The sequence below is a fragment of the Streptomyces sp. NBC_01171 genome, assembly GCF_045039805.1.
Lineage (GTDB): Bacteria > Actinomycetota > Actinomycetes > Streptomycetales > Streptomycetaceae > Streptomyces.
On record NZ_CP108609.1, the window covers coordinates 4,112,145 to 4,125,998 of the forward strand.

Consider the following 13,854-nt stretch of genomic DNA (forward strand, 5'->3'; position numbering starts at 1 on the left):
CCGGCGGAGCCGTTACGCTGGGGGCGTGGCAGTCGTCGATGTATCCGAAGAGCTGAAGTCCCTCTCCTCGACCATGGAGTCGATCGAGGCCGTCCTGGACCTCGACAAGCTGAGGGCAGACATCGCCGTGCTCGAGGAGCAGGCGGCCGCGCCGTCCCTCTGGGATGACCCGGACGAGGCGCAGAAGATCACCAGCAAGCTCTCCCACCTCCAGGCCGAGGTCAGGAAGGCCGAGGGGCTGCGCGGCCGGATCGACGATCTCGCCGTCCTCTTCGAGATGGCCGAGGAGGAGGACGACCCGGACACCCTCGCCGAGGCCGAGTCCGAGCTGGTCGCGGTGAAGAAGGCGCTGGACGAGATGGAGGTCCGTACCCTCCTGTCCGGCGAGTACGACTCCCGCGAGGCGCTGGTCAACATCCGCGCCGAGGCGGGCGGCGTCGACGCCGCCGACTTCGCCGAGCAGCTCCAGCGCATGTACCTGCGCTGGGCCGAGCGGCACGGCTACAAGACCGAGATCTACGAGACGTCGTACGCCGAAGAGGCCGGCATCAAGTCGACCACCTTCGCCGTCCAGATCCCGTACGCCTACGGCACGCTGTCGGTGGAGCAGGGCACGCACCGCCTGGTGCGCATCTCGCCGTTCGACAACCAGGGCCGCCGTCAGACCTCCTTCGCGGGCGTCGAGGTGCTCCCGGTCGTGGAGCAGACCGACCACGTCGAGATCGACGAGTCGGACCTGCGCATCGACGTGTACCGCTCCTCGGGCCCCGGCGGCCAGGGCGTGAACACGACGGACTCCGCGGTCCGCCTCACCCACCTCCCCACCGGCATCGTGGTCTCCTGCCAGAACGAGCGCTCGCAGATCCAGAACAAGGCCACGGCCATGAACGTGCTCCAGGCCAAGCTGCTGGAGCGCCAGCGACAGGAGGAGCGCGCCAAGATGGACGCCCTCAAGGGCGACGGCGGCAGCTCCTGGGGCAACCAGATGCGTTCGTACGTCCTGCACCCGTACCAGATGGTCAAGGACCTGCGCACCGAGTTCGAGGTCGGCAACCCGCAGTCCGTGCTCGACGGTGAGATCGACGGCTTCCTGGAGGCCGGAATTCGCTGGCGCAAGCAGCAGGAGAAGTAAGTTTGTCGACATGACAACCTTCGACAACTGCCGTCCAATGGGCGGCAGTTGTTTTATGTGTAGGCATTAGGTCACAGTCACATCAACCAACTCCCGCCAAACGCACCCCCCATGGGACATTGCGCCCGCAACGGCCTTGACGTTGCTTAAAAAAATGGGAAAGGTGAAGCGCGGCATGCGTATCCGTGGGGCGCATGTGAACCGGGGGAACGGGAGAGCGCCAGGTGCCGGCCGATAGCCGGTACCGGTGTCGTCAGCTACCTCCGTCGAGCACGGCCCGCCCCATGCGCCGCCACATCGACAATTAGCTACTGGGGGTAGCAACCATATGACGAAGAAGACGCGCGTCCGCGTCGCACGCATAGCCGCCGGCGCCGTGATGGCCGCCGGCGCGTCGCTGATGGTGGCCGGCGTGGCCTCCGCCGACCCGGGCCCCGAGCCCGACCCGTCCTGCGGCATCCTCGGCACCTGCACCGACCCGGACCCCGCCACCGACGGCGGCACCACCGAGGGCGGCACCGAGGGCACGACCGGCGGCGACTCGTCCGGTGGTACCGAGGGTACGACCGGTGGCGGCTCCGAGGGCGGGGACGTGAGCATCGGCGGGGTCATCGGCGGCGTGATCGGCGGCGGCGAGTCCTCCGGGTCCTCCACGGGCGGTTCCACCACGACCGGTGGCAACTCCTCCACGGGAGGTTCCACCACCACCGGTGGCAACTCCTCCACGGGCGGTTCCACCACCACCGGTGGCAGCTCCTCCACGGGCGGCTCGACCACGACCGGTGGCGGCTCCTCCACGGGCGGTTCCACCACCACCGGTGGCAACTCCTCCACGGGCGGTTCCACCACGACCGGCGGCGGTTCCACGGGCGGCTCCTCCACGACCGGCGGCGGCTCCACGGGCGGCTCCTCCACCACGGGCGGCTCCACCACCGGTGGGTCCAGCACGGGCGGCGACGACTCCACCGGCGGCACCTCCGGTGGTTCCACCACGGGTGGCGGTGACGCCACCGGCGGCACCACCCCCGACGGTGGCAACGACAACGTCTCCCAGGAAGAGGGCACCTCCGCCCTCACCGACACCGGGTCGGACACCGCCGCGCAGCAGACCGGGAACGGCAAGCAGCTTGCCGAGACCGGTGCGGGGGAGACCACGTTCCTGCTGGTCGGCGCCGCGACGATGATCGCGGGCGGCGTCGCCTTCCGCGTCCTGCCGCGCCTGGCGGGCAACCGCGGCGGCGGTACGGCCGCCTGAGGGTAGTCGAAACGTCACTCCGCGCAATGTGAGCGGAGAAAGAGAAGGGCCCGGAGCACCCGCTCCGGGCCCTTCCTCGTGTCCTGGGGGACGTCCTCGAAGACCTAGACGGTCTGGTGCGCCAGCAGCGCCGTCAGCGCTATCAACACCACCAGCAGCGCGACCAGAGCCGCCGGGCTCACCCCGCCAAGGAACCCCGCCTGTTGCTGGAGCCGCTCACGGCTCGCCCGGCACACCGGGCAGCGGCCCTCACTCACGGGCGCCGCGCAGTTCGCGCACACCAACCGGTCGTACGTCATGCGCTCGCCCTCCTCGTGCCAGGCCCTCAACCCCGTACAACGCCGATGGGAACGAGAACGTTCCCCCTCCACTCTGCCAGGTTCCCCCCGAAAGAGCGCGGGCGCTCCGGAAAGCGGGAAGGCTGCCCGCACAAAAAGGCACAAGTCTGTCCCAACGGCGACCGGGCCCTGCGTAGGCACTCCCGGTTCGCGTATGGTCACGCTCATCATTCCCCGGCGACCCGTGGTGCATCCGTGATCCGATTCGACAGTGTCTCCAAGGTCTACCCCAAGCAGACCCGCCCCGCCCTCAGGGAGGTGTCCCTGGAAGTGGAGAAGGGCGAGTTCGTCTTCCTCGTGGGGTCTTCCGGCTCCGGCAAGTCGACCTTCCTCAGGCTGGTGCTCCGCGAGGAGCGGTGCAGCCACGGCCAGGTGCACGTCCTCGGCAAGGACCTCGCCCGGCTGTCCAACTGGAAGGTGCCGCAGATGCGCCGCCAGCTCGGGACGGTCTTCCAGGACTTCCGCCTGCTGCCCAACAAGACGGTCGCGGAGAACGTGGCCTTCGCGCAGGAGGTCATCGGCAAGTCCCGCGGCGAGATCCGCAAGTCCGTGCCCCAGGTGCTCGACCTCGTCGGGCTCGGCGGCAAGGAGGACCGCATGCCGGGCGAGCTGTCCGGCGGTGAGCAGCAACGTGTCGCCATCGCACGGGCGTTCGTCAACCGACCCAAGCTGCTGATCGCCGACGAGCCCACCGGCAACCTCGACCCGCAGACCTCCGTCGGCATCATGAAGCTGCTCGACCGCATCAACCGGACGGGCACCACCGTCATCATGGCGACGCACGACCAGAACATCGTGGACCAGATGCGCAAGCGCGTCATCGAGCTGGAGAAGGGCCGCCTCGTGCGCGACCAGGCCCGCGGCGTCTACGGCTACCAGCACTAAGCAAGTTCACGACGGAAAGGCTTGACCAGACGCCATGCGCGCCCAGTTCGTCATGTCGGAGATCGGTGTCGGTCTCCGCCGCAACCTGACGATGACCTTCGCCGTCATCGTCTCCGTCGCCCTGTCCCTGGCCCTCTTCGGCGGCTCCCTGATGATGAGCGACCAGGTGAGCACCATGAAGGGCTACTGGTACGACAAGGTCAACGTCTCGATCTTCCTCTGCAACAAGAGCGACGCCCAGTCGGACGTCAACTGCGCCAAGGGCGCGGCCACCGAGGACCAGAAGAAGCAGATCCAGGCCGACCTCGGCAAGATGTCCTCCATCGTGGAGAAGGTCACCTACGAGTCGCAGGACACCGCCTACAAGCACTACAAGGAGCAGTTCGGCAACTCCCCGCTGGCCAGCTCGCTGACGCCGGACCAGATGCAGGAGTCGTACCGGATCAAGCTCAAGGACCCGCAGAAGTACCAGGTGATCGCCACCGCGTTCAACGGGCGTGCCGGTGTGCAGTCGGTACAGGACCAGCGGAGCATCCTCGACAACCTCTTCCAGTTGCTCAACCTGATGAACCGGGCCGCGCTGTTCCTGATGGCGCTGATGCTGTTCGTGGCGCTGCTGCTGATCGTCAACACCGTGCGGGTGTCGGCGTTCAGCCGCCGCCGGGAGACCGGGATCATGCGGCTGGTCGGCGCCTCCGGCTTCTACATCCAGGCGCCGTTCATCATGGAGGCCGCGGTCGCCGGCCTCATCGGCGGCAGCCTCGCGTGCGTCTTCCTGGTGCTGGGCCGGTACTTCACCATCGACCACGGCATGGCGCTGTCGAGCAAACTGACGCTCATCAACTTCATCGGCTGGGACTCGGTGTTGACCAAGCTGCCGCTGATCCTCGCGACCAGCGTGCTGATGCCTTCCCTGGCGGCGTTCTTCGCGTTGCGCAAGTACCTGAAGGTGTGACACATGCCAAGAGGGCCGTACAGGCATCCGTCTGTACGGCCCTTCGCGTTGTCCTAGACTCACCGCCATGTCAGGCCGCGCCCTGTTCCGTCAGCCCCGCCGCAAACGCCGCGGGGCCGCCCTGACATTGGTGTTCGCCGGAGCGCTGACCGCGGGGGCCGTCACGGGCTCCCTGCCGGACACCGCCCAGGCCCGCCGCCTGGACGCCACATCCCCTTCCACGCAGGGCAGTCGGGGCACCGGGAAGCCCCGTCCCGAGGACGTCCGCCGGGCCGCCGCCGAGGCGATGGCGAAGGGCGAGTCGCCCACCGAGGCCGCCGAACAGGCCGTCAGCCGCAGCGGGGACCGCTGGGCCGCCGTCTACTCCGAGGACGAGTACGCCGAGTTCCGCGACGCCCTGGACGGCGAGTACACCGGCGTCGGGCTGTGGGCCAAGCGCGCCCGCGACGGCCGGGTCACCGTGAGCCGCGTGAGGTCCCACTCGCCCGCCGCCGACGCGGGCATCCGCAGGGGCGACCGGCTGCGCAGCGTCGACGGCCGCGGGGTCGACGGCCGTCCGGTCACCGAGGTGGTCTCCCTGCTGCGCGGCGACGCCGACGACGCCTCCGCCGGCACCCCGGTCACGGTCGGCATCCAGCGCGGCGGCGACTCCTGGTCCCGGACCCTGCACCGGGCCCGGCTCTCCACCGACCCGGTGACCGTCACCGACCCGGTCGCCGGGGTCGTCGTGGTCCGGGTGTCCGCCTTCACCAAGGGCTCCGCGAAGGCCGTGCGCAACGCCCTGCGGCACGCCCCGGCCGGCAGCGGGGTCGTGCTCGACCTGCGCGGCAACTCCGGCGGCCTGGTCACCGAGGCCGTCGCCACCGCCTCCTGCTTCCTCGACGGCGGCCTGGTCGCCACCTACGACGTGGACGGTGCCCAGCGCGCCCTGCACGCGGCCTCCGGCGGCGACACCGCCCGCCCGCTGGTCACCCTGGTCGACGGTGGGACGATGAGCGCCGCCGAGCTGCTCACCGGCGCCCTCCAGGACCGGGGCCGGGCCGTGGTGATCGGCTCGCGCACCTTCGGCAAGGGCTCGGTGCAGATGCCGACCGCGCTGCCGGACGGCTCGGTGGCCGAACTCACCGTCGGCCACTACCGCACCCCCTCCGGCCACGCCGTCGACGGCCGGGGCATCACCCCGGACCTGGACCCGGGCCCCAGCGCCCTGAAGCGGGCGGAAACGGTCCTCACGGGCCTGGGTGATCCCCGATAGTGCCCTGACAAGCCCCTGACCTCCCCCCTAATCCGCTTCCCTTCGCCCCCCTCCATGGTGCGAAAATGGGCGGCACTATGAGCAAGGGAATGTACGTACCGAAGGAGTCCCAGCCCAAGCAGGGCGGGGCGGCCTCCGCCAAGGGCAAGGTCAAGGACGGCAAGCGCAAGCTCGTCGCCCAGAACAAGAAGGCCCGGCACGACTACGCGATCATCGACACCTACGAGGCCGGGATCGTGCTGTCCGGCACCGAGGTGAAGTCGCTGCGCCAGGGCCGGGCCTCGCTGGCGGACGGCTTCGTCCAGATCGACGGGAAGGAGGCGTGGCTGCACAACGCCCACATCCCGGAGTACAGCCAGGGCACCTGGACCAACCACGCCGTGCGCCGCAAGCGCAAGCTGCTGCTGCACCGTGAGGAGATCGACAAGCTGGAGGCGAAGTCCCAGGAGACGGGCCACACCATCGTGCCCCTCGCCCTGTACTTCAGGGACGGCCGGGCCAAGGCGGAGATCGCGCTGGCACGCGGCAAGAGGGAGTTCGACAAGCGGCAGACCCTGCGCGAGAAGCAGGACCGGCGCGAGTCGGACCGGGCCATCGCGGCCGCCAAGCGCAAGCAGCGCGGCGTCTGACCGGGCCGGCGGGAATAGGCTGGCACACTCCCGCGTTGGTCACGTACGATGGCACAGCACCCCATCGAGGGTGCGCCGCCTCCTGCGGGAGGCATTGAAAAAACAACATGGGGATGATCGGTTTCGACAGCGGATGTCGAAGCAGGGGAAGCGTGTCGAGGAAGCGGCAATGATCTCGTAAACCATATGTCGCAAAAAATAATCGCCAACACCAAGCGCGATTCCTTCGCCCTCGCTGCCTAAGTAGCGACTTGCGAAGTGTCAGCCCGGGGCTGTTCCCGACCCGGATCCTGGCATCAGCTAGGGAACTAAACCTTGATCCCGGTCACGGGGTGAAGAGGGAAATCTAACAGTGACTGAGCCCGTCGGAGACTTGTCCGCGTGATCTCCGGGGCCGAGAAAATCGAAGCGGACTGCACACGGAGAAGCCCTGTTTCTGCACCGGTGGACGCGGGTTCGATTCCCGCCATCTCCACGATCGGGAGGCCCTCGGGCCTCCGGAACCCATGTGGGCAAAGGCCCCGTCGCGATGAGCGGCGGGGCCTTCGTCTTTTACCGGGTCCCCCGCAGCGCCCAGCCCAGCAGACACGCGGCGGAGGCGGCCAGCGCCGGTATCGCGTAGGCCGTCGCCGCGCCGAGGTGGTCCGCCGCCCAGCCGCCCGAGGCCGAGCCGCAGGCGATGCCGGTGAGCAGTGCCGTCACGACCAGGCTCATGCCCTCGTTGAGGCGGCCCTCCGGGGTGCGCTCCTGGACCAGTGTCATCGCGGTCACCATGGTCGGCGCGGTCGCTGTGCCCGCCACCAGCAGCGCCCCCGCCAGCACCCGGAGCGAGCCGGTGGTGGCCGCGAGCCAGGGCAGGGTCATCAGCGCGGCCATCACGGGCAGACACCGCCCGAGCCGCCGCGCGGCCGGCCCCGGCGGCAGCGCCCCGTACAGCAGGCCCGCCGCGCAGGACCCCGCCGCCTGGAGCGCGAGCACGACCCCGGCCAGCGCGCGCTGCCCCTGGGCGTCGGCATACGCCACCGTGACGACCTCCATCGACCCGAACACCGCCCCGGTCGCCGTGAAGCAGACCAGCAGGGGCCGGACGCCGGGGGCGCGCAGCGGCGAGGGCGCCCTGGTGCGAGGGCTCGGCGGGGGCTCGGTCGCGCGCTGGGCCGTGAACAGCAGCATCCCGGCCGCCAGCAGCACCGCCCCGGCGAGGGTGCCCGCCTCGGGGAAGAAGGTGCCGGTGAGGAAGGACGCCAGGGCCGGGCCCAGCATGAAGCACAGCTCGTCGGCGGCCTGCTCGAAGGAGTTCGCGGTGTGCCGGGCGTCCGGGTCGTCCCGCAGCAGATGGGCCCAGCGGGCGCGGGAGAGCCCGCCGACGTTGGGCGTGGCCGCCCAGGAGGCGTAGGCGGCGAACAGCGTCCAGTCGGGGGCGTCGTACCGCACGCACAGCAGCAGGGCCAGGGCGCCGAGCGCCGCCACCAGGGTCGCGGGCCGGGCCACCCTGGCCTGCCCGTACCGGTCCACCAGGCGGGCCAGCCAGGGGCCCGCGAGCCCGCTCGCCACCAGCCCGGTCGCGCTCACCGCACCGGCCAGGGCGTACGAGCCGCGCGCACCGGTGATCATCACCACCGCGCTCACCCCGGCCATGCCCACCGGGAGGCGGGCGAGCAGGTTGCCGGCGGTGAAGGCGAGGGTGCCGGGGCGGGCGAAGAGCCGGCGGTAGGCGGGTGCGGTCTGCGGGGACATGCCGCTCACGTTCTCCCGTGCGCCGGACGCCGGTCCAACACCTGTTCCGCCCCGATTCACGCGCCCGCGTTGTAAGTTCGCCGCCATGCCTGCCGCGATCGAACCCCGGCTGCTGCGCGCCTTCGTGGCCGTCGCCGAGGAACTGCACTTCACGCGGGCCGCCGCCCGGCTCTACGTCGCCCAGCAGGCGCTCAGCCGGGATGTACGGCGGCTCGAACGGGAGCTGGGCGCCGAGCTGTTCGTCCGTACCACCCGGCAGGTGACGCTCACCGCGGACGGCGAGCGCCTGCTGCCGCACGCCCGGCGGGTGCTCACCGCCCAGGACGACCTCCTCGCCGCCTTCGACAGCGCCCGCCCGCTGCTGGTCGACGTCAACTCCGAAGGCCCCCTCACCGCCCACCGGGTGCTGCTCCGGGCCCGCGAACTGGCAGCCGGACACGAGCTGTTGGCCCGCTATGAGCGCGGGCTCACCGGAGCGGCGGCCGCGCTGCTCGCCGGGCGGCTGGACGTCTCCTTCGGCCGCTACGCCGGTCTGGACCCGGTGCTGCGTTCCGGCCTCGCCCAACAGCCCGTGCGCTACGAGCCGATGGCGGTCCTGCTGCCGGACGACCACCCGCTGGCCGCGCTGCCGGAGGTGCCGCTCGGGGCGCTCGCCGGGGAGACGGTGTACGCCGGCGCGGGCAACCCCGGCACGCGGGAGTGGACCGAGCTGGCGCGTCAGCTCTTCGAGGGACGCGGCATCCGGCTCGCGCCACCCCATCCGGTGGTTCTCGGCGCCGAGGAGTTCGCCCGCGTGATGGCGGCGAGCCGGATGCCGGTGCTCGCGGTGGTGGATTTTCCGGCCATGTCGGGCGCGGCGCTGCGGCCGCTGGTCGATCCGGTTCCGCTTTCGCCCGTCTCGCTGGTGTGGCGGAAGGGGCTGGTCCATCCGGCGCTGGAGGCGCTGAAGGCGGCGGCGGCCGAGCTGGCCCGCACCGAAAGGTGGCTTTCGCCGCCCGGCGACCGATGGATTCCGGCCATGGATTTCGAGGTGATGAGCCGCCCGTTCTGACACTCCGAGCACACGCGAACTCACCTTGCGCTACATTCGGGGACCCGAGCACTGGGGTAGAGGGGGGCGCTCGGACCGGGTGGGGGCCTGGTCCGGCCGGCGCGTGCTCGGTGTCGCCGGCGCACCCCGGAACAGTCCCGTGGGGGGATGCGCGCACATGGAACAGTGGCGGGAAGAACGCCGACCGGAATGGCCCGACGTGGCCTCGGCGGCACGAGACATGCAGGTGGCAGGGGGTTCGACCCTGGCTTTTCCGGAAACCGGAACCATCGCGGAGGCCGACTCGGCGCCCCCGCGCGGGGACCGGCCGGGCGGTGGACGCGCCGCGTTCCCACGGGTCGTACGCCCGTCCGACGCGGGGGTGTTCGCGGCGACGGAGATACTCCGGGGCGGCCCGGCCGCCCTCGCCGGGGCCGACGCGACAGCTCTGCTCCCGCGCGCCGGAACCCCGCGCGCGGCGGCCGAGTTCCGCCCCTCGGGCGACCGGTCCGGCATCGAGCGGACGGCGATGCTGCCCGCCCAGCCCGGCTCCGAGGCCCACGATCCGCACGAGGTCACCGTCCAGCTCGACTCCGTACAGGTCGACGGCGCCGAGGACGCCGACCGGGCGGGCGGCGCCGACGCCTCGGACCGGCCGGTGTTCGTGGACGAGTCCGGCCGCCGCAGCCGTACCTTCCGCCGTCTCGGCCTGCTGGTCGCCGGGCTCTGCGCGGGGTATGCCGTCGTCATCGGCGTCACCCTGCTCTCCGGCAGCTCCGACGCGCCCTGGCTGCCGGTGCCGCAGAAGGAGGACAAGCCCGCGAGCCGCGTCGACTCCTCGCCGGTGCCCAGCGCCTCGGCCCCGGCCGCGCCCGCGGGCGGCGGCCGCACCGGCACCGGCAGCGGTACGGATCCGGCGGCGCCGGGCACCGCGCCGGCCACCGTCGCCGCCGTACCCGTACCGGGACGGCAGAGCCCGGCCGCCACCGGCACCCCGGCGGCCCGGCCGCCCGCCGCGGCGAGCCCGACGCCCCGGCGCTCCGCGCCGCCCGCGCCCGGCGGGGGCAGCCCGAAGCCGACGCCCACCGCGACCGCGTCCACGGAGGCGTCCCCGGTGCCGAGCACCACCGCGCCCAGCCCGGTCGCCACCGAGTCCCCGGCAGGCGCGGGCGGCCCGCAGCCCCAGGGCTCGGCCGGCCGGCCCGCCGCCGGATGACGCGCCGCGTCCCAAGACCGGAAGAACCTCCGATGACTCCGCGAACCGCCCGCCGGGCGCTGCCCCGGCGCCGCCGGCTCCCGCTGCGCCCGCTGCTGGCCTTCCTGTTCCTGCTCGCCACGCTGGCCATGCTCATGCTGCGCGGCTATGTCCACAACGAGATCCTCGCCGACCACCGCGTGAGGCCCGAGGCGCCCGGCGGGCACGTACCCGCGAAGGTCACCGACGGCGGTCCCGTCGTCGACACCCGGAACGGGCGCACCGACAGCCTCCGGGTGCCGAAGCGGCGCATCGTGCTCACCTTCGACGACGGCCCCGACCCGACCTGGACGCCCCAGGTCCTCGACGCGCTCAAGCGGAACCACGCGCGGGCCACGTTCTTCGTGACCGGCACGATGACCTCCCGCTATCCCGAGCTGGTCCGGCGCATGGTGGCCGAGGGTCACGAGGTCGGCCTGCACACGTTCAACCACCCCGACCTCTCCTACCAGTCCGAGCGAAGGGTCGACTGGGAGCTGTCCCAGGGGCAGTTGGCCCTCGCCGGCGCGGCCGGCATCCGCAGCTCGCTGTTCCGGCCCCCGTACTCGTCCTTCGCCTCCGCGATGGACGACCGGTCCTGGCCGGTGGCCAGGTACATCGGCGGGCGGGGCTATCTCATCGTGCTCAACGACCGGGACAGCGAGGACTGGCGCAGGCCGGGCGTTGCGGAGATCATCCGCCGGGCCACGCCCGGGAAGGGCCAGGGCGCGGTCGTCCTGATGCACGACTCCGGCGGCGACCGGAGCCAGACGGTCCGGGCGATCGACACCCTGCTGCCCCGGCTCCAGGCCGAGGGCTACCGCTTCCAGACCCTCACCCAGGCCCTCGACGCGCCGAGCGCGGACACCCCGGTCACCGGGGTCGGCCTGTGGACCGGCAAGGCGTGGATCACGCTGGTGAAGGCGTCCGACGGCATCACCACCGTGCTCGTCGTGGGCCTCGCCGTCATCGGCGTACTGGTCTTCGGCCGGTTCGGGCTGATGCTGCTGCTGTCCGCCGCGCACGCCCGCCGCACCCGCCGCCTGAGCTTCCGCTGGGGCCCGGAACCGGTCACCGAACCGGCGACCGTGCTGGTGCCCGCGTACAACGAGGCCAAGTGCATCGAGAACACCGTGCGTTCCCTGGTCGGCGGCGAGCATCCGGTGGAGGTCATCGTCGTCGACGACGGCTCCTCCGACGGCACCGCCCGCATCGTGGAGGGGCTCGCGCTGCCCGGCGTCCGGGTCGTACGGCAGCACAACGCGGGCAAGCCCGCCGCCCTCAACCGGGGCCTGGCGAACGCCGCTCACGACCTGATCGTGATGATGGACGGCGACACCGTCTTCGAGCCCTCCACCGTCCGTGAGCTGGTGCAGCCCTTCGCCGACCCGCGCGTCGGCGCGGTCGCGGGCAACGCCAAGGTCGGCAACAAGGACACCCTCATCGGCGCCTGGCAGCACATCGAGTACGTGATGGGCTTCAACCTGGACCGCCGGATGTACGACGTGCTGCGCTGCATGCCCACCATCCCCGGCGCCGTCGGCGCGTTCCGCCGTACCGCGCTGGAGCGGGTAGGCGGGATGAGCGACGACACCCTCGCCGAGGACACCGACATCACCATGGCCCTGCACCGCGACGGCTGGCGGGTGGTCTACGCGGAGAAGGCCCGCGCCTGGACCGAGGCCCCGGAGTCCGTACGGCAGCTCTGGTCCCAGCGCTACCGCTGGTCCTACGGCACCATGCAGGCCATCTGGAAACACCGCCGGGCCGTGCTGGAACGCGGTCCCTCCGGGAGGTTCGGCCGGGTCGGACTGCCGCTGGTCTCCCTGTTCATGGTGGTCGCCCCGCTGCTGGCCCCGCTGATCGACCTCTTCCTCGTCTACGGCCTGGTCTTCGGCCCGACCGGCAGGACGATCGCGTCCTGGTTCGCCGTCCTGGCCGTCCAGGCCGTCTGCGCGGCCTACGCCTTCGCGCTGGACCGGGAGCGGCTCACCCCGCTGATCTCCCTGCCTCTCCAGCAACTCCTGTACCGCCAGCTCATGTACGTCGTGCTGCTCCAGTCCTGGATCACGGCACTCACCGGCGGCCGGCTGCGCTGGCAGAAGCTCCGCCGCAAGGGCGGGGTGTCGGCCCCGGTCCCGGCCGAAGGAGCACTGCGATGACGACGTCACACGAACTGACCGTATCCACGCCTGAGTTGACGCCGGAGCCCGTACAGCGGCGGGCCCCGCTCCGGGACCGCTACTTCGACCTGCTCCGCGCGGTCGCCCTCTTCCGCGTCGTCTTCTACCACCTCATGGGCTGGGCCTGGCTGCCCGTCGTCTTCCCGTCCATGGGCGTGATGTTCGCCCTCGCCGGCAACCTCATGGCCCGCTCGCTGAAGCGGCCCCCGGTGGACGTCGTACGCGGCCGGCTGCGCCGACTGCTGCCCCCGCTCTGGCTGTTGGGCGCGCTCGGTGTGTCCGGCATGGTGCTCCAGGGCTGGCGTCCGGACGCCGAGGGGCACCCCGGCTGGTGGTTCGTCCACCTGGCCTTCTGGGTGCTGCCGTTGAGCGACCCGCCGTACGCGGGCACGCTGCCCGGCATCCACGGGGTGCTCGGGCCGGACTGGGCGGCCGAACTGGCCGGACCGCTCTGGTACATCCGCGCCTACCTGTGGTTCGTGCTGCTCTCCCCGGTGCTGCTGAGGGCGCTGAAGGCGATCCCGTGGACCACCGTGCTGGCACCGATCACGCTGGCCGCCGCCTTCGAGTTCGGCCACCTCCAGATCCCCGGCGAGCGCATCCCGTCGGCGCTGACAGACTTCAGCACCTTCGGCGCCTGCTGGATTCTCGGCATGGCCCACCAGCAGGGGGTGCTGAACCGCATCCCGCGCTACGTCGTGCCGTCCGTCGCCCCGCTCGTCGCCGGCCTCGGCCTCTGGTACGCGCTCACCCACGGCTTCCGGCAGGGGCACGACCTGGACGACATCCCCTTCGCCCAGTCCCTCTGGTCCCTCGCCACCGTGCTGCTCCTGCTGCACATCAGCCCGACCTGGACCGAGTGGCCGCGCCTGCTGCGCCCCTTCGACCGCCTGGTCACCCTGCTCAACTCCCGCGCGGTGACCATCTACCTCTGGCACAACCTCTGCATCCTCGTCGCCTCCACCCTCTGGGACCAGCTCTGGCGCTACGACGTCCTGGACGAGAAATGCCCCTGGCTCCTGGAGAGCCCCTGGCCCGTCCTCGCCCTCACCTGGACCCTGATCTGCGCCTGCGTCGTCACCTTCGGCTGGGCGGAGGATCTGGCGGCCAGGCGGAGACCGCAGTTGTGGCCGGACGGGCGCCCACGCCCCGCCAGCCGCCACCGCGCGGCCTGACCGGGCCGGGCACGGGGGGTTACGGCCGCCGGGCGGGAGGAGCACT

At 71.5% G+C, this 13,854-nt stretch carries 12 protein-coding genes and 1 other RNA gene; 11 read left to right on the top strand and 2 right to left on the bottom strand.

Going from position 1 to position 13,854, the window contains the following annotated elements; all coding sequences use genetic code 11:
- Positions 1 to 25 precede the first annotated feature (25 nt).
- Positions 26 to 1,132: a peptide chain release factor 2 gene (gene prfB, locus OG448_RS18960; RefSeq protein ID WP_161202827.1), complete on the top strand. Its 1,107-nt coding sequence runs from the start codon at positions 26 to 28 to the stop codon at positions 1,130 to 1,132.
- Between the two features lie 328 nt (positions 1,133 to 1,460).
- Positions 1,461 to 2,387 carry an LPXTG cell wall anchor domain-containing protein gene (locus OG448_RS18965; RefSeq protein ID WP_405555325.1) on the top strand — a complete coding sequence of 309 codons (927 nt, stop codon included), beginning with the start codon at positions 1,461 to 1,463 and terminating at the stop codon, positions 2,385 to 2,387.
- A gap of 104 nt (positions 2,388 to 2,491) precedes the next feature.
- Here the strand turns inward: OG448_RS18965 and OG448_RS18970 are convergent, their stop codons facing one another.
- Positions 2,492 to 2,686: a hypothetical protein gene (locus OG448_RS18970; protein WP_030810994.1), complete on the bottom strand. Its 195-nt coding sequence runs from the start codon at positions 2,684 to 2,686 to the stop codon at positions 2,492 to 2,494.
- Between the two features lie 234 nt (positions 2,687 to 2,920).
- On the opposite strand from OG448_RS18970, the gene ftsE reads away from it, so the two are divergent.
- The 5 genes from ftsE to ssrA all read left to right on the top strand — a co-directional run bounded on the left by ftsE (position 2,921) and on the right by ssrA (position 6,927).
- Positions 2,921 to 3,610, top strand: coding sequence for a cell division ATP-binding protein FtsE (gene ftsE, locus OG448_RS18975; protein ID WP_030810993.1), 690 nt, complete (start codon positions 2,921 to 2,923; stop codon positions 3,608 to 3,610).
- Positions 3,611 to 3,644: 34 nt separating this feature from the next.
- Positions 3,645 to 4,565 carry a permease-like cell division protein FtsX gene (gene ftsX / locus OG448_RS18980; RefSeq protein ID WP_030810990.1) on the top strand — a complete coding sequence of 307 codons (921 nt, stop codon included), beginning with the start codon at positions 3,645 to 3,647 and terminating at the stop codon, positions 4,563 to 4,565.
- A 67-nt stretch (positions 4,566 to 4,632) separates the two neighbouring features.
- Positions 4,633 to 5,820: a S41 family peptidase gene (locus OG448_RS18985; RefSeq protein WP_405555328.1), complete on the top strand. Its 1,188-nt coding sequence runs from the start codon at positions 4,633 to 4,635 to the stop codon at positions 5,818 to 5,820.
- A 77-nt stretch (positions 5,821 to 5,897) separates the two neighbouring features.
- Positions 5,898 to 6,449 carry an SsrA-binding protein SmpB gene (smpB, locus tag OG448_RS18990; protein WP_391292218.1) on the top strand — a complete coding sequence of 184 codons (552 nt, stop codon included), beginning with the start codon at positions 5,898 to 5,900 and terminating at the stop codon, positions 6,447 to 6,449.
- A gap of 109 nt (positions 6,450 to 6,558) precedes the next feature.
- Positions 6,559 to 6,927, top strand: a transfer-messenger RNA (tmRNA) gene (ssrA, locus tag OG448_RS18995).
- 74 nt (positions 6,928 to 7,001) lie between these two features.
- Here ssrA and OG448_RS19000 read toward each other — a convergent pair.
- Entirely contained in the window at positions 7,002 to 8,186 is a 1,185-nt protein-coding gene (locus OG448_RS19000; RefSeq protein ID WP_405555330.1) for an MFS transporter, read from the bottom strand.
- Between the two features lie 85 nt (positions 8,187 to 8,271).
- Between OG448_RS19000 and OG448_RS19005 the strand changes: the two genes are divergently transcribed.
- The 4 genes from OG448_RS19005 to OG448_RS19020 all read left to right on the top strand — a co-directional run bounded on the left by OG448_RS19005 (position 8,272) and on the right by OG448_RS19020 (position 13,808).
- Complete coding sequence (locus OG448_RS19005; protein ID WP_405555331.1) at positions 8,272 to 9,237, top strand: LysR family transcriptional regulator; 966 nt, start codon at positions 8,272 to 8,274, stop codon at positions 9,235 to 9,237.
- Between the two features lie 220 nt (positions 9,238 to 9,457).
- Positions 9,458 to 10,432: a hypothetical protein gene (locus OG448_RS19010; RefSeq protein WP_405555333.1), complete on the top strand. Its 975-nt coding sequence runs from the start codon at positions 9,458 to 9,460 to the stop codon at positions 10,430 to 10,432.
- A 32-nt stretch (positions 10,433 to 10,464) separates the two neighbouring features.
- Entirely contained in the window at positions 10,465 to 12,612 is a 2,148-nt protein-coding gene (locus tag OG448_RS19015; protein WP_405555335.1) for a bifunctional polysaccharide deacetylase/glycosyltransferase family 2 protein, read from the top strand.
- Positions 12,609 to 13,808, top strand: a complete 1,200-nt coding sequence (locus OG448_RS19020) for an acyltransferase (RefSeq protein WP_405555336.1) — start codon at positions 12,609 to 12,611, stop codon at positions 13,806 to 13,808. The genes OG448_RS19015 and OG448_RS19020 overlap by 4 nt, the downstream gene beginning before the upstream one ends.
- Positions 13,809 to 13,854 lie beyond the last annotated feature (46 nt).

Coding starts and splice junctions, on each gene's coding strand:
- OG448_RS18965 (WP_405555325.1), top strand. CDS start 1,461: ATGACGAAGAAGACGCGCGTCCGCGTCGCACGCATAGCCGCCGGCGCC.
- OG448_RS18970 (WP_030810994.1), bottom strand. CDS start 2,686: ATGACGTACGACCGGTTGGTGTGCGCGAACTGCGCGGCGCCCGTGAGT.
- ftsX (WP_030810990.1), top strand. CDS start 3,645: ATGCGCGCCCAGTTCGTCATGTCGGAGATCGGTGTCGGTCTCCGCCGC.
- OG448_RS18985 (WP_405555328.1), top strand. CDS start 4,633: ATGTCAGGCCGCGCCCTGTTCCGTCAGCCCCGCCGCAAACGCCGCGGG.
- smpB (WP_391292218.1), top strand. CDS start 5,898: ATGAGCAAGGGAATGTACGTACCGAAGGAGTCCCAGCCCAAGCAGGGC.
- OG448_RS19000 (WP_405555330.1), bottom strand. CDS start 8,186: ATGTCCCCGCAGACCGCACCCGCCTACCGCCGGCTCTTCGCCCGCCCC.
- OG448_RS19005 (WP_405555331.1), top strand. CDS start 8,272: ATGCCTGCCGCGATCGAACCCCGGCTGCTGCGCGCCTTCGTGGCCGTC.
- OG448_RS19010 (WP_405555333.1), top strand. CDS start 9,458: ATGCAGGTGGCAGGGGGTTCGACCCTGGCTTTTCCGGAAACCGGAACC.
- OG448_RS19015 (WP_405555335.1), top strand. CDS start 10,465: ATGACTCCGCGAACCGCCCGCCGGGCGCTGCCCCGGCGCCGCCGGCTC.
- OG448_RS19020 (WP_405555336.1), top strand. CDS start 12,609: ATGACGACGTCACACGAACTGACCGTATCCACGCCTGAGTTGACGCCG.